The sequence below is a fragment of the Rhodanobacter hydrolyticus genome (assembly GCF_044904645.1).
In genome coordinates, this window is record NZ_JADIKK010000008.1 from 4,006,056 (window position 1) to 4,023,081 (window position 17,026).

At 65.0% G+C, this 17,026-nt stretch carries 20 protein-coding genes; 7 read left to right on the plus strand and 13 right to left on the minus strand.

Features of this window, described 5'->3' with window-relative positions:
- Window positions 1-6: 6 nt before the first annotated feature.
- Both ISP25_RS20425 and ISP25_RS20430 read left to right on the plus strand, forming a co-directional pair.
- Entirely contained in the window at window positions 7-831 is an 825-nt protein-coding gene (locus tag ISP25_RS20425) for a helix-turn-helix domain-containing protein (protein WP_343227595.1), read from the plus strand.
- A 69-nt stretch (window positions 832-900) separates the two neighbouring features.
- Window positions 901-1,455 carry a DUF1579 family protein gene (locus ISP25_RS20430; RefSeq protein WP_192159970.1) on the plus strand — a complete coding sequence of 185 codons (555 nt, stop codon included), beginning with the start codon at window positions 901-903 and terminating at the stop codon, window positions 1,453-1,455.
- 4 nt (window positions 1,456-1,459) lie between these two features.
- On the opposite strand, the gene ISP25_RS20435 is transcribed toward ISP25_RS20430, so the two are convergent.
- The 3 genes from ISP25_RS20435 to ISP25_RS20445 form a co-directional block, all read right to left on the minus strand.
- Window positions 1,460-1,702, minus strand: coding sequence for a helix-turn-helix transcriptional regulator (locus ISP25_RS20435; protein WP_404616203.1), 243 nt, complete (start codon window positions 1,700-1,702; stop codon window positions 1,460-1,462).
- On the minus strand, window positions 1,692-2,120 hold the full coding sequence (locus ISP25_RS20440; protein WP_404616204.1) for a hypothetical protein: 429 nt from the start codon (window positions 2,118-2,120) through the stop codon (window positions 1,692-1,694). The genes ISP25_RS20435 and ISP25_RS20440 overlap by 11 nt, the downstream gene beginning before the upstream one ends.
- Window positions 2,121-2,239: 119 nt before the next feature.
- Window positions 2,240-2,764 carry a DUF4405 domain-containing protein gene (locus tag ISP25_RS20445; protein ID WP_404616205.1) on the minus strand — a complete coding sequence of 175 codons (525 nt, stop codon included), beginning with the start codon at window positions 2,762-2,764 and terminating at the stop codon, window positions 2,240-2,242.
- A 164-nt stretch (window positions 2,765-2,928) separates the two neighbouring features.
- Between ISP25_RS20445 and ISP25_RS20450 the strand changes: the two genes are divergently transcribed.
- A complete protein-coding gene (locus tag ISP25_RS20450) occupies window positions 2,929-3,291 on the plus strand; it encodes a YciI family protein (RefSeq protein WP_404616206.1) in 363 nt (120 codons plus the stop codon).
- Window positions 3,292-3,619: 328 nt separating this feature from the next.
- Here ISP25_RS20450 and ISP25_RS20455 read toward each other — a convergent pair whose 3' ends face one another.
- The 6 genes from ISP25_RS20455 to ISP25_RS20480 form a co-directional block, all read right to left on the minus strand.
- Complete coding sequence (locus tag ISP25_RS20455; RefSeq protein WP_404616207.1) at window positions 3,620-3,949, minus strand: ArsR/SmtB family transcription factor; 330 nt, start codon at window positions 3,947-3,949, stop codon at window positions 3,620-3,622.
- A gap of 5 nt (window positions 3,950-3,954) precedes the next feature.
- On the minus strand, window positions 3,955-4,416 hold the full coding sequence (locus ISP25_RS20460) for an SRPBCC family protein (RefSeq protein ID WP_404616208.1): 462 nt from the start codon (window positions 4,414-4,416) through the stop codon (window positions 3,955-3,957).
- Window positions 4,417-4,515: 99 nt separating this feature from the next.
- Window positions 4,516-5,745, minus strand: coding sequence for an MFS transporter (locus ISP25_RS20465; RefSeq protein ID WP_404616209.1), 1,230 nt, complete (start codon window positions 5,743-5,745; stop codon window positions 4,516-4,518).
- Window positions 5,742-6,071: a hypothetical protein gene (locus ISP25_RS20470; protein WP_404616210.1), complete on the minus strand. Its 330-nt coding sequence runs from the start codon at window positions 6,069-6,071 to the stop codon at window positions 5,742-5,744. The genes ISP25_RS20465 and ISP25_RS20470 overlap by 4 nt, the downstream gene beginning before the upstream one ends.
- Window positions 6,072-6,086: 15 nt before the next feature.
- Window positions 6,087-6,650, minus strand: coding sequence for an isochorismatase family protein (locus ISP25_RS20475; RefSeq protein WP_404616211.1), 564 nt, complete (start codon window positions 6,648-6,650; stop codon window positions 6,087-6,089).
- Between the two features lie 36 nt (window positions 6,651-6,686).
- The gene (locus tag ISP25_RS20480; RefSeq protein WP_404616212.1) at window positions 6,687-7,139 is read right to left on the minus strand and encodes a MarR family winged helix-turn-helix transcriptional regulator; all 453 of its coding nucleotides are present in this window, start codon (window positions 7,137-7,139) and stop codon (window positions 6,687-6,689) included.
- Window positions 7,140-7,302: 163 nt separating this feature from the next.
- On the opposite strand from ISP25_RS20480, the gene ISP25_RS20485 reads away from it, so the two are divergent.
- From ISP25_RS20485 to ISP25_RS20500, 4 genes are all read left to right on the plus strand, one after another.
- Window positions 7,303-8,253 (plus strand): ABC transporter ATP-binding protein, encoded by a 951-nt coding sequence (locus ISP25_RS20485; RefSeq protein ID WP_404616213.1) that lies wholly within the window; start codon window positions 7,303-7,305, stop codon window positions 8,251-8,253.
- Window positions 8,250-9,011, plus strand: coding sequence for an ABC transporter permease (locus tag ISP25_RS20490; protein ID WP_404616214.1), 762 nt, complete (start codon window positions 8,250-8,252; stop codon window positions 9,009-9,011). The genes ISP25_RS20485 and ISP25_RS20490 overlap by 4 nt, the downstream gene beginning before the upstream one ends.
- Window positions 9,012-9,248: 237 nt before the next feature.
- Window positions 9,249-9,926: a DUF3014 domain-containing protein gene (locus ISP25_RS20495; protein ID WP_404616215.1), complete on the plus strand. Its 678-nt coding sequence runs from the start codon at window positions 9,249-9,251 to the stop codon at window positions 9,924-9,926.
- A gap of 378 nt (window positions 9,927-10,304) precedes the next feature.
- Window positions 10,305-11,078 (plus strand): class I SAM-dependent methyltransferase, encoded by a 774-nt coding sequence (locus tag ISP25_RS20500; RefSeq protein WP_404616216.1) that lies wholly within the window; start codon window positions 10,305-10,307, stop codon window positions 11,076-11,078.
- Between the two features lie 24 nt (window positions 11,079-11,102).
- On the opposite strand, the gene ISP25_RS20505 is transcribed toward ISP25_RS20500, so the two are convergent.
- The 4 genes from ISP25_RS20505 to tsaA all read right to left on the minus strand — a co-directional run bounded on the left by ISP25_RS20505 (window position 11,103) and on the right by tsaA (window position 17,000).
- On the minus strand, window positions 11,103-11,810 hold the full coding sequence (locus tag ISP25_RS20505) for a class I SAM-dependent methyltransferase (RefSeq protein ID WP_404616217.1): 708 nt from the start codon (window positions 11,808-11,810) through the stop codon (window positions 11,103-11,105).
- 98 nt (window positions 11,811-11,908) lie between these two features.
- Window positions 11,909-15,424, minus strand: a complete 3,516-nt coding sequence (gene mfd, locus ISP25_RS20510; RefSeq protein WP_404616218.1) for a transcription-repair coupling factor — start codon at window positions 15,422-15,424, stop codon at window positions 11,909-11,911.
- A gap of 324 nt (window positions 15,425-15,748) precedes the next feature.
- Entirely contained in the window at window positions 15,749-16,351 is a 603-nt protein-coding gene (locus ISP25_RS20515; protein WP_404616219.1) for a GNAT family N-acetyltransferase, read from the minus strand.
- A gap of 100 nt (window positions 16,352-16,451) precedes the next feature.
- On the minus strand, window positions 16,452-17,000 hold the full coding sequence (tsaA, locus tag ISP25_RS20520; RefSeq protein ID WP_404616220.1) for a tRNA (N6-threonylcarbamoyladenosine(37)-N6)-methyltransferase TrmO: 549 nt from the start codon (window positions 16,998-17,000) through the stop codon (window positions 16,452-16,454).
- Window positions 17,001-17,026: the final 26 nt, after the last annotated feature.

The window sequence follows — 17,026 nt, forward strand, 5'->3', positions numbered from 1 at the left end:
AGCCTCGTGTTTGCGACTTCCGCCGCTTCGCCGGCACCACTGGGCCAGCTCCTGCGCGAGTGGCGCGCATTGCGCAAGCAGAGCCAGCTCGACCTGGCGCTGGCGGCGGAGATGTCCACGCGCCACCTCAGTTGCATCGAGACCGGCAAGGCCAAGCCCAGCCGCGAAGCGCTGGGTCGCATCGCGGCCACGCTGGACATGCCGCTGCGTGCGCGTAACGCGATGTTGCTTGCCGCTGGCTACGCACCGGAATATCCGGAGCGGGAATGGGCGGCGCCTGCCCTTGAACGCATGCGGCATGCGGTGGAGCTGATCCTTGCGCAGCAGGAACCGTATCCCGCCTTCGTGCTCGACCGGCAATGGAACGTGTTGATGGCCAATGGCGCCGCGATGCGCGTGAACCGGCTGCTGATGGACGGGCGCGAAAGCCGCCACGCCAATCTGCTGCACCAGGTGTTCGACCCCGAGGACTTCCGCCCGGTGATCGTCAACTGGCCCGCGGTGGCGGAGAAGTTCCTGCACCACCTGCATGCGCAGATCGCGGCTGCGCCCACCGACCCCGTGCCGCGTCGGCTGCTGGGCGAGATCGCGCGCTACCCGGACGTGCCTGCGCTGGGCGCGCTGCACGACGGCGAGTTGCCCGCGCCGGTACTCACGCTGGAATTCCGCAGTCGCGCGGGCGAGCTGCGCTTTTTCGAAACCATCACCACCTTCTCGATGCCGCATGACGTGACGTTGCAGGAACTGCGCATCGAAAGTGCGTTCCCGGCGGACGCGCATACCGCGGCGGTATGCGCCCGGTTGGCGCGAGAGGAAATCGCCGTGACTTGACCTGCGAGGTCATGGACGCAGCCGGTAGGTACGCGCACGCTGGCGCCACCTTCATCGCAGGATTCCCCAATGCGTCAGCGCAGTCTCTTCCGCTCTTTGTCCGCCTTCATCGCAGTGGTTGCGATCACCGGCGCGGCGCCATTTGCAGCGGTTGCGCAGCAGCCTGCGCCAGCTGCCCACGGCCTGAATTGGCTGGTGGGAAACTGGAACGTGCGCCAATCCTTCTGGAGCGACGCGGCAAAGGCGCCGGCCATCGATACCGGTTCGGCCGTTTTCACGTCCGTGCTTGAAGGTCGCCATCTGCGGCAGGATCTGGCCATCGCCTCGACCAAGCCTTTCCACGGTTTGGGCTATCTCGGCTACGACGATGCGGCCAGCCGTTACGACAGCCTGTGGATGGACGTGAACTTCGGCGGCGTGGTGATCGCGCACGGCGATTGCAGCGCCGACGGCCGCAACTGCACGTTCCGCGGAGCGATGTCAGGCGCGCACGGCGGCGCGCCGGTGCCCGTGCGCGAAGTGCTCGAAGCCAGCGATGCCGATCATTTCAGCTATGCCTACTACGAGCGCCACGACGGCAAGGAGATGCTCACGGTCAGGCTGGAATACAGCCGTACGAAGTGATCGCTCACGTCGCGTCGCCGGTTTCGGCCGCGCCGCCCGGGTTCCAGTGGAACACCTCGTCCAGCCGCTTGCCGAATACGTCGGCGATGCGGAACGCCACTTCCAGCGAAGGCGAGTAGCGGCCCTGCTCGATGGCGGCAATGGTCTGCCGCGTGAGGCCTACGCGTTTGCCCAACTCGGCTTGCGTCATGTCCTGCGCAAGGAAGCGCAACAGGCGCACCTCGTTGGTGAGCGATTCAGTGGGCAAGGCGCGGCCTCCGGCGGTAGCCCGTCGCGATCAGCGCATAGCGCACCGTCTCGGCCAGCACGATGGCGAACAGCGCGGTATTAGTGATCTTCCAGCCCGTGTCGCTGAAGGGCATCACCACGCCGACGACGATCATGCCGGTCAGCATCACGAAGTAGGCGATGCGGGTGGCGTGCCCGTCGATGGCGCGATCGCGTTCGTCCAGTAGCAGCGGCTCGCCGCGCTCCTGCCACTTCATCACCAGCAGACCGGTTACATAGGCGATGGCATGCACGCTGGCGACGACGGCAAGGCAGGCGATGCGCTCAAGAAACGTCGTCAGCCAGTTCGGCCAGACGCCCTGGATCACGAAATAGACGAGGTAAGGCGGGCACTGGCTCCACAGGGCCAGCCAGGCGCGCTTTTCGAACGATGACATAAATCCCCCTTTGGGTTCGTTTTTGTAGACTCAATGTTCAATATTTTTTACATGATGTCAAGTAGAAAAGCCCTGGCGCATGCTGGCCAGGGCGATCCAGGGCTTGATCGAGGAGTGGCCTAGTTGCCGGCGGGTTTGCCGCCGCGTCGCGCCGGCAGCAATGCGTACAGCACATCACTGGCGTTGGCGTGCGAAGCCGCCGCGATGGCGGCCACCGAATCGCTGGTCGAGCCCGCCTTGTAGCCCTGCTGCTGCAGATGGCGCAGCAGTTCGTCCGGCGTCGCCTGCAGCACCGGGGCAAGGTCGGCCACGCTGGCTTGTGTCATCAGGGTCACGGTCTGGGTGGCGGGATTGGCAGGGCGGCCCTTGCCCGCGGTCAATGCGAATGGCACCGCTGCGACCAGCGACAACGCCAGCGGAACCAGCAGGGTCTTGCGCTTGGCATAGGCCAGCAGCGGCTTCCAGTTCTTCGTCAGATGCAAAGCGAACGGTGCCAGCAGCACCACGCTCAGCCATTCGTGCATCGCATGGAAGCTGCGCGGTGCCCAGTGGAAGAACAAGGCCACGCCCGAGACGGCGGAAACGGTGAACAGGCCTGCGGTGAGCGGCGTGCCGTAGCGGTGCATGAAGTCGTTGAAGCGCATTCCGATTTGCCCGGGGAAGTACCATTGAATAATGATATTTATTCTCATTTGAGGCAAGCGGTTGGCGCGATCTCCCGTGCGCTTGTCGAACCGTCGCCACGTTATTCGTCGCATCTGCGAACACCGTTCTGGTGCGGTGTCGAAACCCACATGGAGAAGACAAGATGCGATTCCTTTCGATGGTGCGAATCAACGAGCGTGCCGGTCAGCGACCCAGTGCGCAGCTGATGGAAGACATGGGCAAGCTGATGACCGAACTGAGCGCGGCTGGCTCGCTGCTGGACACTGCCGGCCTGCAACCCACGGCCGAAGGCAAGCGCGTGCGCCTGTCGCGCGGCCGGCAGACCGTGATGGATGGCCCCTTCACCGAGGCGAAGGAAGTGGTTGCCGGCTACGCCATGCTGCAGGCCGCCTCGATGGACGAGGCACTGGAAATCACCCGCCGTTTCCTCGCGGTGCACGGCGACGATTGGGACCTCGAATGCGAGGTGCGGCAGGTGATGGAGCATTGCCCCGAGGCGGCGTGATTCGAAGCCCAGGAGCCTGTTCGCGATCTCCCATGATCCGTGTTGCCTTGCCGTGGCCGCCAGGTGGCCGCGCGTGCGCAGCGCCTGTCTGGTTGGCAGGTCAAGCCATGTGCCGCCGCATGGTGGCCATGGCGAGGCAACTCACCGGGCCAGATCTGTTTGCCCGCATTCCTGCGTCATTGCTCGGCCGCGGGTGGGCGTTCGCTTCTTAAGCTCCGCAAAGCCGAGTCCATCCGTGGACTCTCTCCTGTGTTGCCTGCCTGCATTCTTCCTTAGATCTGCGCGCAAACAGCTTCGGCGTGGGCCATAGGAAGATCAAGAACGGGCTCTAGCGTTCGACAAAATGTTTCAGGCGCGCAAGCGCCTGATCCCATTGCGCAGCGATCGCATCCAGCGAGCGGCGCGCTTCGTCCAGTCGTGACGGTTCCAGTTCCCACAGTCGCTCGCGTCCCTGCCAGCTGTCGTGCACCAGCCCGGCGTCGGCCAGCACCAGCAAGTGCTTGGTGACGGCCTGGCGGGTGATCGCTGTGCCCGTGGTGAGCTGCGCGATGGACAGCGCGCCGCCGGCGCACAGCGCGGCAAGCAGTTTCAGCCGGGTGGCATCGCCCAACGCAGCGAACACCGGCGCGCTGTCCTGCCAGGGGTTTTTCTTTGCCACGTTGCTCAGCGCCCGTCCAGATAGCGCTGGATGTTCTGCATCTGCGCGTCCCAGCCGCCGCTGTTCATGCGATAGGCCTCGCTGCGGCGTGACAGCGGGATATGGTCGAAACCGGATTCGACCAGACGCAGCAGGGTGCCATCGGCGTGGTCCTCGAGCACGAATTCCACCAGCGTGGTCGGTTCGTGCGCATAGTTGCCGTTGGGGTCGATGGCATAGGGATGCCAGCGGTACGAGAACAGGTGCTTGGGCTCGACGCGTTCCACCTGCAATTCGCACAGCAGGTGTTCGTAGCCGGGATAGGTGAGGTGACCGCTGGTGGTCTCGCCGGCGACGAAGCGCTGGCCTTTCAGCTTCATGCCGAACCAGTCGCCAAAGCTTTCGGCATCGACCAGCGCATGCCAGACCTTGTCGCGCGTAGCCTGCAGCAGGATCTGTCGTTCGATGCGGTCGGTGATCGCGTTCATACAGATTCTCCGAAGTGGATAAATGCAACTTTGTAGTTGCATATTGCGGCCACGTTCGAAGAAATGCAACTTTTAGGTTGCCTTATGCGTAACTGGGGATCAGGCTTCCGCCAGCCGTCCCCGCGGGCCAGCCATGTAGCGCAGCGCCACCAGCATCGCGGCAAGGCCTGATGCCGCACCAACGCCGAGTGCCCAACGTGGGCCGAAGTGGTCGGCGATCCAGCCGACGATGGGCGCGCCGATCGGTGTGCCGCCCATGGCGACGGCGATGCGCAGGGCCATCACGCGGCCGCGCATGGCCGCTGCCGTGGTGAGCTGCATCAGGCTGTTGGTGCCGGTGGCGAACATCAATGCGGAGAGGCCGGTCAGCACCAAGGCCGCCGCGAACAGTCCTTCGTTCGGCGCCAGCGCCGCTAGCATGCAGCCCACGCCGAACACAGCCGCGGCCGCGCAGAGCACGGACATGCCCGGTTGGCTGCGATAGGCGGAATACAGCGCACCCACTACCGATCCGACTGCGAATGCCGAGGTGAGCAGGCCGTATTGTCCGGCGCCGCCGTGGAAGGCGGTGAGCGACATGGTCGAGATGAAGATCGGGAAGTTGAGGCCGAACGTGCCGATCAGGAACAGCATGACCAGCACAGCCATCAGGTCGGGCCGCTGCCACACGTAACGGAAGCCTTCCGCGATACCGCCGACCTTGCGTGACCTTCGTTCGCTGCCGTGCAACTGGTCCACGCGCAGCAGCATCAGCGAAGCCAGCACGCCGGCGAACGAAACGGAGTTAATAAGGAACACCCAGCCGCAACCCACGGCGGCGATCAGCAGGCCGGCAACGGCCGGCCCGATCATGCGCGCGGCATTGAACGAAGTGGAGTTGAGCGATACGGCGTTGGCAAGGTATTCGTCGCCCACCAGCTCGTTGACGAAGACTTGCCGCACCGGCGCATCGAATGCGGAGACGCAGCCGAGCAAAAAGGCGAACACATAGACCTGCCACAACGTGACCACGCCGGTGACCGTCACCAGGCCTAGGCCCAAAGCCAGCAGGCCAAGTGCGGCCTGCGTGCCGATCAGCAGCTTGCGGCGGTCGAGCCGGTCGGCAGCGTAGCCGCTCCACGGCAACAGCAGCAGCTGCGGACCGAACTGCAGGGCCATGACCACGCCCACCGCGCTGGCATTGCGGTGGGTAAGGATGGTGAGCACCAGCCAGTCCTGTGCCACGCGCTGCATCCATGTACCGACGTTGGACACCAGCGCGCCGCCGGCCCACATGCGGTAGTTCCAGATGCGCAGCGAGCCGAACATGCCGAAACCGTTCGCGCTCACCGGCGCTCCGGTGCATTGCCGCCATGGAAGCGGCCGAAGTGGCGTGCCATCAACACGCTCAACAGCAACGCGCCCGCAAACGCCGTGCCCACGCAAGGGATGCTCTGCACGTCGAAGTGGCCGACGTGCGCCAGCAGCAGATAGCCCAGCGCGAGATTCAGATAGCCCCAGCACACGTTCGTGGTCGAGGACGAGAGTCCTTCGCCAGGGGGCTTGGCGAAGGGACTCTGGAACGCGCGCCCCATCAGGCCGCTGACCACGTGAGGCACGGCGTTGGCGAGCAATGCGCCGCCGAAGAACCACGACAAGAAAGGGAGCCAGGGCATGGAACGATCCTCGGTTCAGCCGTGCGTGCTGGCGAGCAGGGCGATGATCTCGGCCGTGCTGCCGGTTTCGCCCAGCCGCGTGAAGATGCGCGTCACGCTGTTCGTATGCGCCTCGGCATTGAGGTCGTTCATCGCGTCGATGGCGAGCGTGACGTTGTAGCCGAGTTCGGAAGCCTGGCGTGCCGTGGATTCCACGCCGATGCTGGTGGCCACGCCCACGATCACCACCTGCGTCACACCGTGCTCCTGCAGGTGTTCGTGCAGGTTAGTGTGCGTGAACGCGCCCCAGGTGCGCTTGGTGACCCGATGGTCGCTTGCCTGCACCTCCAGCTCGGGCACCAGCTCGGCCCAATCCGCCGGCAGGTCGCCCATCCGCTTCGGCTGTTCGTTGCGGCCTGGTGCGACACCGGCCACGTTCACCAGCACCACGGGGGCGTTGTGCTTGCGGAAGGCTTGCGTGATCTCAACCACACGGTCGATCACCTCGGCCATGGGATAGGCGCAAGGCAATTGCACGATGCCTTTCTGGATGTCGATGACGATCAGTGCGGTCTTGGGATCGAGCGTGGTCAATGCCATGGGGGGAACCTTGTCGTGTGGAAAGAGGAATGGGGCTCAGCCTTCGGCCAACCGCTTGAGCAGCTCGACGCCGCGCGCGAGGGCGTCCTGTTCGTTGGCGTTGAAGCGCTCGCGGATGGCATGGAACAGCCAGTCCTCGCGGGCTGTCCGGATGGCGCGGATCTTTTCGTGCGCCAGCTTGGTCAGCGAGAGCAGGGTGCGCCGTCCGTCGCCCGGGTCTGCCGCACCCTCGAGCAGGGCCAGCGCCTGCAAGCCGGCCACTGTGGCGCCCATCGATTGCGGCCGGACGTTTTCGGTGCGCGCCAGCTCGCTGACCGTGGCGCTGCCCTTGCGTTCCAGGTGGATCAATACGGTGACCTGCGAAAGCGTGAGCCCCTCGATGCCCACCTTTTCGCGCAGCTGGCGCTTCAGCTTGCCGACCAGTGCGCGCAGTTCGCGCGCGGTGGCCTGGGCCTGGGCAATGCGCGGGTCGTGGCGGACGATCTTCATGTCGCGCATGGTAGGGCATAGGCAGGAAAACTGCAAAGTTAAACTTCATATTTATGAAAGCGCTCGCAGTTGCGCGACATCAATCGGTTGATTTCAGAACTTATTGGTTTAGTATTTCAGGCCCTTGGCTGCCATTGGCGGTCAGCGAACACAGGAGACGTGCATGAATGCAGTGGCACGAACGGCGGACGACGACATCCTTGTCGTGCGCGGGGTGGACAAGGTCTATCCGGGCGGTTTCCAGGCGCTGAAACGCATCGATCTCGAGATCCGCCGCGGCGAAATCTTCGCCCTGCTGGGCCCCAATGGCGCCGGCAAGACCACGTTGATCAGCATCATCTGCGGCATCGTCAACCTGGGCGCCGGCAGCATCACCGTGGACGGCCATGACGTGGTGCGCGACTGGCGCGCCACCCGCTCGCTGATCGGTCTGGTGCCGCAGGAGCTGAAGACCGATGCGTTCGAGACAGTGTGGAACACGGTGCGCTTCAGCCGTGGTCTGTTCGGCAAGGCACCGGACGACGCCTACATCGAGCGGCTGCTGAAAGAGCTGTCGTTGTGGGACAAGCGCGACAACAAGATGCTGATGCTCTCCGGCGGCATGAAGCGGCGCGTGATGATCGCCAAGGCCTTGTCGCACGAGCCGCAGCTGCTGTTCCTCGACGAACCTACCGCTGGCGTGGACGTGGAGCTGCGTCGCGACATGTGGGCGATGGTGCGGCGGCTGCGCGAGAGCGGCGTCACCATCGTGCTGACCACGCACTACATCGAGGAGGCCGAGGAGATGGCCCATCGCGTGGGCGTGATCAACAAGGGCGAGCTGGTGCTGGTGGAGGAGAAGGCCGCGTTGATGCACAAGCTGGGTCGCAAGCAGCTGCGCTTGCAACTGCATGACCCGCTGGATGCGGTGCCGGCTGCGCTGGCGTCCCACCATCTGGAACTGGCTGCCGGCGGCAACGAGCTGGTCTACAACTACGACACACAGGGCGAACGCACCGGCATCACCGGGTTGCTGGCCGACTTGGCCGCGGCCGGCATCCGCTTCCGCGACCTCAGCACGCGGCAGGACACGCTGGAGCAGATCTTCCTGCAGCTGGTGAAGGAGGGCGCATGAACTGGTACGGCATCCGCGCGATCTACCGTTTCGAAATGGCCCGAACTGCGCGCACCTTGATGCAGAGCGTCGCTTCGCCGGTGGTATCCACTTCGCTGTATTTCGTGGTGTTCGGCTCGGCGATCGGCTCGCGCATCACCAGCGTGGAAGGCGTCAGCTACGCGGCCTTCATCATCCCCGGCCTGGTGATGCTGTCGCTGCTGATGCAGAGCGTGTCCAATGCTTCCTTCGGCATCTACTTCCCCAAGTTCGTGGGCACCATCTATGAGGTGCATTCCGCGCCGTTGTCCTTCCTGGAGATCGTGCTGGGTTACGTGGGGGCAGCGGCTACCAAGGCGATCATGGTGGGCCTGATCATCCTTGCCACGGCGCGCATCTTCGTGGACTACTCCATCGCGCATCCGCTGGTGATGGTGGCCTTCCTGCTGCTCACCACGGTCACCTTCAGCCTGCTCGGCTTCATCATCGGCATCTGGGCGGACAACTTCGAGAAGCTGCAGGTGGTGCCGCTGATGGTGATCACTCCGCTGACTTTCTTGGGCGGCAGCTTCTATTCCATCCACATGTTGCCGCCGTTCTGGCAGAAGGTGACGCTGTTCAACCCCGTGGTGTACCTGATCTCGGGTTTCCGCTGGAGCTTTTACAATCTGGCCGACGTGGGCGTAGGGATCAGCCTCGCTGCTACGCTGGGTTTTCTCGCGTTGTGCCTGGTCGTGGTGTGGTGGATTTTCAGGACAGGCTATCGCCTGAAAGTCTGAGCCGGGCCACTGAACGATTTGCCAGTGCGCGAGTCGAACCCCTGTTGAGGCGAAGCGTGGAGGTGAATGGTGGCGTACAAGCGCAGATCGGGTGGGCGCCGCTGGGTGCCGGCAGTGACAGTGGCGGCGTGCGTCGTTGCTGTGGCTGCCTACGTCACGTGGCGAGCGACGCGCCCGGATACGGTTCCCGCTCCGGCATCCACCGCGGCTGCGCCTGCGGGTACGGCATCGCCGGCCGTGGCCGCCAGCACCCATCATCCGATTGCGCAAGCCTCGGTGCCTGCCTCCACCTCCACCGCGCCGTTGCCTGCGCTGGACGACAGCGACGCAAACGTGGCTTCGGCGTTACGGACACTCGGAGGCGACCGGCTGAAGGACCTGTTGCTGCCGCAGCAGATCGTGAACCATATCGTGGCCACGGTGGACGCGTTGCCGCGCCACGAACTGGGCAGCGCATCCATCCTGCCGCTGCGCACACCGCAGGGCGCGTTCATGACCGGAAAAACGCAAGGAATCCTTGCCGCCGACGCGCGCAACACCGGGCGCTATGCGCCTTACATGGCGGTCGTACGGCGCGCCGATTCACAGGCACTCGTTACGTGGTATGCGCATAGCTACCCGCTGTTCCAGCAGGCGTACCGGGAACTGGGCTATCCCAAGGCTTATTTCAACGACCGCCTGATCGCAGCCATAGACGACATGCTGGCCGCGCCTTCGCTGGCGCAGCCGCCTGCACTGCAGCTTGCGAACGGGCGCTACACCTACGTCGATCCCGCCCTGGAATCGTTGTCGGTAGGGCAGAAGCTGATGCTGCGGCTGGGCCCGGTCAACGAGGCCGAGCTCAAGGCGAAGCTGCGAGTGATCCGCAACCTGCTGACAGCGCGACAGCTATCCACCACCGCGCGGACGCAGTGACGAGCCTTAGCGTCAGCCGGTTTCGCAGAGCAACGCGCGTCGTGCCTCTTCGTCGGCACGGCGCGAGTGCGTTTCAGAGCACCACGACACCAAGGCAGGTATTGATACGGGTGAACGTTGCGGCGCCTGTAACGCTGGCGTCTTCTTCCCGACAAGCATCCCTGTAACCCTTCGTACTTCGCGTTCCACTGCGAAGCGGGTCAGTGGCATGTACATGTTTTTCCTCGGCGCCCCCTGTTTGGCCGTCGTCTGCACTTTACCTTTATTCACACTGTGTACACAATTGCCTGGAGCCGCCTTGCGCCATTAGTCATGGCGCGCCGCGCGTGGCGATCAGCGCACAATGAGCCTTCCTTTCGCCAAAAGCGGAGTTTAGCCATGCGCCCGACCATCCTTGCCTCTCTGCTTGCGTTCGCCCTTCCGGCTGCAGCATTGGCCATGCCAGGCGCGCCGCCTGGCCAGACCGCGCCTGCTTACGTCATCACCGCGATGAACGATCCAGCGCGGGGAAGTGACCGCGACGACGACGCGCGCCGCCAGATGGCCGCGGTCATGGCGTTTGCCGAGGTGAAGCCCGGTCAAAAAGTGCTGGAACTCGCCCCCGGTAGCGGTTATTGGACACGCGTGTTCAGTGCCATCGTGGGGCCGGCGGGGCGGGTCTATACCGTGTGGCCGGACGAGATGTGGAAGCACTCGGCCAAGAGCTACGCGAGCTGGCAGAAGCTGGTCGCCACTGCGCATTACGGCAACGTGAGCCTGCTCAAACAACCTGCGGCCGAACTCAGTGCGCCAGCCAAGGTGGATCTGGTGTTCACCGTGCAGAACTACCATGACTACCACGACGCGTTCATGGGTCCGGTGGACATGGCGAAGTTCGACAAGCTGGTCTACGACGCGCTCAAGCCCGGTGGCGTGTTCGTGGTGATCGACCACGTTGCGCCGGCCGGCTCCGGCCTGGCCGATACCGATACCCTGCATCGCATCGATCCGGCCGTGGTGAAGAAGGAAGTCGAGTCGGCCGGCTTCGTATTCGATGGCGAGAGCGATGCCCTGCGCAATCCGGCCGATTCGCACACTGCGAAGGTGTTTGATCCGTCGATACGTGGCCATACCGACCAGTTCATCTACCGCTTCCGCAAGCCGGCGAAGTAGGTGGCCGTGGCGCGGACGTCAGGGTCAGGCCTTGCGTCCGCGCACGACCCACACCCACGGGAACATCAGGAACTGCGGCCACGAGCGCCGCGTGTCCAAGCCCGCTTCACGCAGCGCCTGCACATAGTGGGCGGTGTGGCGAAAGTCGAGCAGGGCGAGTTGGCCACCGGGTTTGAGCAAGCGGGCGATTTCGTGCACTGCCTGTTCGCGGTCGGTTTCGGTGGGCAGGTTGTGGATGGCAAGGCTTGAGACGATCACGTCGAAGCTCGCGTCGGCATAGGGCAGGTGGCGCATGTCGCCGGTGTCGATCTGCACGCGCTCGCGCAGACCGGCCAGTTCGGCATTGCGCGCGGTGGCTTCGGCGGCATTGCCACTCTGGTCGCGCGTGCTCCACAGATCCAGCCCGGTGACCCGACCGCGTGGCAGGCGGCTGGCGGTCTCAAGCAGCAGCATGCCGCGTCCGCAACCCACGTCCAGCGCTTTTTCGTCGCCGTGCAGGCCGAGCGCATCGACCATCCGCCGCAGCAGGATGCGTTTGCCGTACAGGCTGCTCAAAGTCATCAGTACTGCTTCGGTGGCCATCACGGCGCCGGTGCCGATCATCGTCCCCGCCAGCGCAGACGGCAGCACGCGATTGCCGACGCAACCCAGCACGAGCAGCAAAGGGCCGCCAATGGCGAAGCCGAGCACCAGGGTAGGTGCGTCGATGCCGAACCGCGGTTTCCCCTGCATGGCTTGTGCTCCCGGCGAGATGGGCCATTGTTTGATGGACGCGAGGGTCGCGCCACTGACAGCTGTCACGCGGATCGCGTGATGTGCCCGACGCGCGCTCAACCCGGGCGCCGTGCTCCCAGCAATATCAGGACTTCCTGCGCGCTGCGGATGCGTTCGCTGGCACCGGGGAGGTCGAGGGTGACGCGCAGCTTGTCCTGACCGTCCAGCTTGTACACGCGCGGCAGGCTCTGGATCAGCTTGATGATCGCCATCGGATCGACCTCGGGCTTGTCGCGGAACACGATGCGGCCGCCGTTCGGGCCGAAATCGAGCTTGCGTATGCCCAATGGCGTCGCCATCAGCTTGAGGCTGGACAGCGCGAACAGGGTCTTGCTCGGTTCGGGCAGCAGGCCGAAGCGGTCGATCATCTCCACCTGCAGGTCGCGCAGCGCGTCCTCGTTGCGCGCGCTAGCGATGCGCTTGTACAGCGTCAGACGCGTGTGCACGTCGGGCAGGTAGTCGTCGGGGATCAGCGCAGGCAGGTGCAGCTCGACCTCGGTCTCGTGTTCGCTGGACAGGTCGAAGTCGGGCACTTTGCCGCTCTTTAGCGCGCGCACGGCGCGGTCGAGCAGCTCGGTGTAGAGGCCGAAGCCGATTTCCTGGATCTGGCCGGACTGCTCGTCGCCCAGCAGCTCGCCCGCGCCGCGGATCTCCAGGTCGTGCGTGGCGAGGGTGAAGCCGGCGCCGAGTTCTTCCAGCGAAGCCAGCGCCTCCAGCCGTTTCTCCGCGTCGGTGGTGATCGACTTGCGGTCGGGCACGATCAGGTAGGCGTAGGCGCGGTGGTGCGAACGGCCCACCCGGCCGCGCAGCTGGTGCAGCTGCGCGAGGCCGAAACGGTCGGCGCGGTCGATGATGATGGTGTTGGCGGTGGGGATGTCGATGCCGGTCTCGATGATGGTGGTGCACACCAGCACGTTGAAGCGCTGGCGGTGGAAGTCCGCCATCACGCGTTCCAGTTCGCGCTCGGCCATCTGGCCGTGTGCCACGCCGATGCGCGCGTCGGGGATCAGCTCCTCCAGCTCGCGCGCGGTGCGCTCGATGCTCTCCACTTCGTTGTGCAGGAAATACACCTGGCCGCCGCGCTGCAGCTCGCGCTGGAACGCCTCGCGGATGGTGGCGGGGTCCCACGCCGAGATGAAGGTGCGCACGGCCATGCGGTGCGCGGGCGGCGTGGTGATCAGCGAGAGGTCGCGCAGCCCGCTCATCGCCATGTTCAGCGTGCGCGGGATCGGCGTGGCGGTCATGGTGAGCAGGTCGACTTCCGCGCGCAGCTTCTTCAGCTGTTCCTTCTGGCGCACGCCGAAGCGCTGCTCTTCGTCCACCACGACGAGCCCGAGGTTTTTGAACTTGATGTCGGGCTGCAGCAGCTTGTGCGTGCCCACGATCACGTCGATCTGGCCGTCGGCGAGGCGCTTGAGTGCGTCGTTCACTTCCTTGGTGGATTTGAAGCGCGAGAGCACGTCCACCTTCACCGGCCAGTCGGCGAAACGGTCGGCGAAGTTGCGGTAGTGCTGCTGGGCGAGCAGGGTGGTGGGCACCAGCACCGCTACCTGCTTGCCCGCGGTGGCGGCGGCGAAGGCGGCGCGCAGCGCCACTTCGGTCTTGCCGAAGCCGACATCGCCGCAGATCACGCGATCCATCGCGCGTGGCGCGGCGAGGTCGCCGAGCACGGCGGCGATCGCCTGTTCCTGATCGGGCGTTTCCTCGAACGGGAAGCTGGCGCCGAACTCCTCGACCAGCAGGCGGTCGATGGGCAGCGACACGCCGCCGCGCGCTTCGCGCTGCGCGTAGATGGCCAGCAGTTCCGCAGCCACGTCGCGCACCTTCTCGGCGGCTTTCTTGCGCGCGCGTTCCCACGCGTCGCCGCCCAGCGAGTGCATAGGCGCCAGCTCCGGCGCGGTGCCGCTGTAGCGGCTGACCAGGCCGAGCTGGGCCACCGGCACGTAGAGCTTGTCGCCCTTGGCGTACTCGATGACCAGGAACTCGCCCTCCATGCCGCCCAGCTCCATCGACAGCAGGCCCTGGTAGCGGCCCACGCCGTGGTCCACGTGCACGATGGGCGAGCCGATGGAAAGCTCGGTGAGGTCGCGGATGATGGTGTCGGGATCGCGCGCCGCACCGCGCCGCCGGCGCCGCTCGCTGCGCACGCGCTCACCGAACAGTTCGCGCTCGGTGAGCACGGTGAGGATGGGTTGTTTGAGCGCGAAACCCTGTTCCAGCGGGGCGATGGTGATGGCGAACTTTTCTTCCGGACTACCTGGCTGTGGCGAGATGAAGCGCTGCCAGTTTTCAGTCTGCGCCGGCTTGAGTCCTGCGCCCGCCAAGGTTTCCAGCAACGCCTCGCGCCGGCCCGCCGAATCTGCAGCTACCAGTACTCGACCGCGATAGCTTTCGAGGAAATGCCGCAGCGAAGTGCCAGGCTCCTCGCCCTTGCGGCTCAACGGCAGCTCCGGCGCGGGTTGCGTGCCGGCATCCACCGCGTGTGCATGGCCGCTGTCCACCATCTCCACACGCAGGCGCTTGTTGAGCTGCTCGCGCAATTGCTCGGGCGAGAGGTAAAGCTCACCCGGTGGCAACACGGGGCGCTCGATGTCGTGGGCGCGCTGGTCGTAGCGCTCGCCGGTTTGCGTCCAGAACCCTTTGCTGGCTTCGCCCGAACCTTCGCCCAATACGATGAGGGCGTCGTCGGCGAGGTAGTCGAAAAGCGTAGCGGTACCCGTAAGCGGACCTTCCGCAACACCCCGCACATCCGTGCGCGGACTCTTCATCGGGAAGAACAGCGGCAGGTAGTACTCGATGCCGCCTGGCGTCACGCCTTCCTTCATGTCCTGGTACAGCGGGCAACGGCGCACGTCGATGGGAAAGCGCTCGCGCAAGGCGCTGCGGAAATCCTTGGCGGCCTGCTCGGTGAGCGGGAACTCGCGTGCCGGCAACAGCTCCACCTTCTCTACCGGCTGTGCGGAGCGTTGGGTTTCCGGGTCGAAGCTGCGGATCGACTCCACCTCGTCGTCGAACAGCTCGACGCGATAAGGCTCGGCCGCTCCCATCGGAAAGATATCGATCAAGGCACCGCGCACGGCGAAATCGCCGGGTTCAGCTACCTGCGGCACGTTGCGATAACCGACAGCTTCCAGCCGGCGCTGTTCGGCGGCGAGATCGAACTTCTGTCCCTTCGCCACCGCCAGGCCGGAGCCGGTGATGTGCGAGCGTGGCGCGATGCGTTGCATCAGCGTGGCCACCGGCACCACCAGTACGCCGCGCTTCACGCCGGGCAGGCGGTACAGCGTGGCGATGCGCTGCGAGACGATCTCCGGGTGTGGGCTGAAGGCGTCGTAGGGCAGGGTTTCCCAGTCCGGGAAATGCAGCACCGGCAGGTCGCCGGCGAAGATGCGCAACTCGTCCTCGAGTGCCGAGGCGCGCTGGGTGTCGCGCGTCACCGCCACCAACAGGCCCTCGTGCGAACGTGCGGCTTCCGCCAGCAACAGGGCGCGCGACGAACCGTGCGGTGGCGTCCAGTAGCGGCGTTGCTTCGGTGAGGAGGGGAGCGGGGGATGCGGGATCGGAGCGGACATGGGCACGCAGGCGCTGGGGGCGTGGACGTGGAGCCGCGCCGGGAAAGCGTTCAAGTGTAGCGCGATGCGCAAGCTTAGCCTTTCTTCCTCTCCGCGCCAGGGAGAGGATCGAGGTGAGGGGGAGGGTGTTCGCGGGAATGTTGCCGACGGAACAGCTCCTGCTCTGCGGCAACGCAAGCAGGGTCCTCACCTCAGCGAGTTGCCAGACTCGTTCCTGCTGGTAACTCCAGCGGACCTCGCGTCAGCGCTCGGATCAAGCCATGTGCAAGCCAGCGGCTCGCAAACGACATGGTTTTGCCCATCGGGGACAGGGAGCCAGGCGAATTACAGCGTCAATCTAATCTGCGCCGTGCCCGGTTCGTCCGGCAGCAGCCTGCGGGTGAAGCCCAGCTCGCGGCACAGCTCAAGCATGGGACGATTCTCTAGCAGCACATAACCCCAGATTTCGGCGAGGCCACGGTGGCGGCAATCATCCACCAGCCGCTGCATCAGCAGCGCGCCGAGGCCGATGCGGCTCCAGTCCCGCTCCACGATCACCGAGAACTCGGCGCTGTCGGCAGCCTCGTCCACATAGATTCGGCCCACGCCGCGGATCTCGGCAGGGCGTACGGATTCGTCCACCAGCACCAGCGCGGTTTCTAGTGCCGGATCGGTATTGCACAGGCGTTGCGCCATCGGCAGGGGCAACTCGGACATGGCATGCAGGAAGCGGCGGCGGATGTCCTCCGGAGACAGGCGCGTAAAGCAACGCTGCAGCGCCGCCACGTCACCTGACTCGATCCCGCGCAGCCACAGTTCGCGACTGTCGCGGCTGCGCACGCGCTCGCCTTGCGCGGTATGCACGCTGAGCGTGGGGGCATGGCGCGCGTGGCTGCGCGAAGACAGGGAAGGGTGCGAAGCCATCGAGCGCAAGCTGGCAGTACTCATTTCAATACTCTTGCGTATTGTGTGCAATGCAGCATGATATGGTTACAGCCTGGATGCAAGCTCTTGCGCCAATTTGGCGCAGTCGCACATATCCTTCGGTTCAGCCTGGGGACTTGCCCGGAGGCCGTCGTGGCCGCTTCGGTCCGGGGGCGGAATGGAGGCCTTGTGCCATGTCGACGGCGTCGATCCAGCCTGCTCGCGAAGCGGGGAACGCGTCGGCGTAAGGCACATAGGGCTTGATGTCGAGAATCGGCGTGCCGTCCAGCAGGTCTACGCCGCGCACGCGCAACGCCCGCTCCTCGACGCCTATCAGTTCAACGGCCGACAAGCCGATCGCATTGGGCCGATGTGGCGAGCGTGTGGCCAGCACGCTGCGTTTGCCACCGCCGCGCGGCGGCCGCACCTGCGGTTTCCAGCCCTCGCTGCGATGGAACACGAACAGCAGCCAGATCCGTTCGAACCCGGCGAGATCGGCAAACGCCTCAGCCGGCACGGTTTCGACGAACTCGATGCGTGCTTCCGCCTCGACCCCTGTCTCGGTGCCGGCCACCACTACCGATTGATGCGGGGCATCGATGCGCCGTGCGTAGGGCGAGCGCATGTGGGCGATGGGGTGAGCGATGAAAGGCGCGGCGTGCGACGTCGGCATGGTCGGTCATGCGGGCCATGATCTGG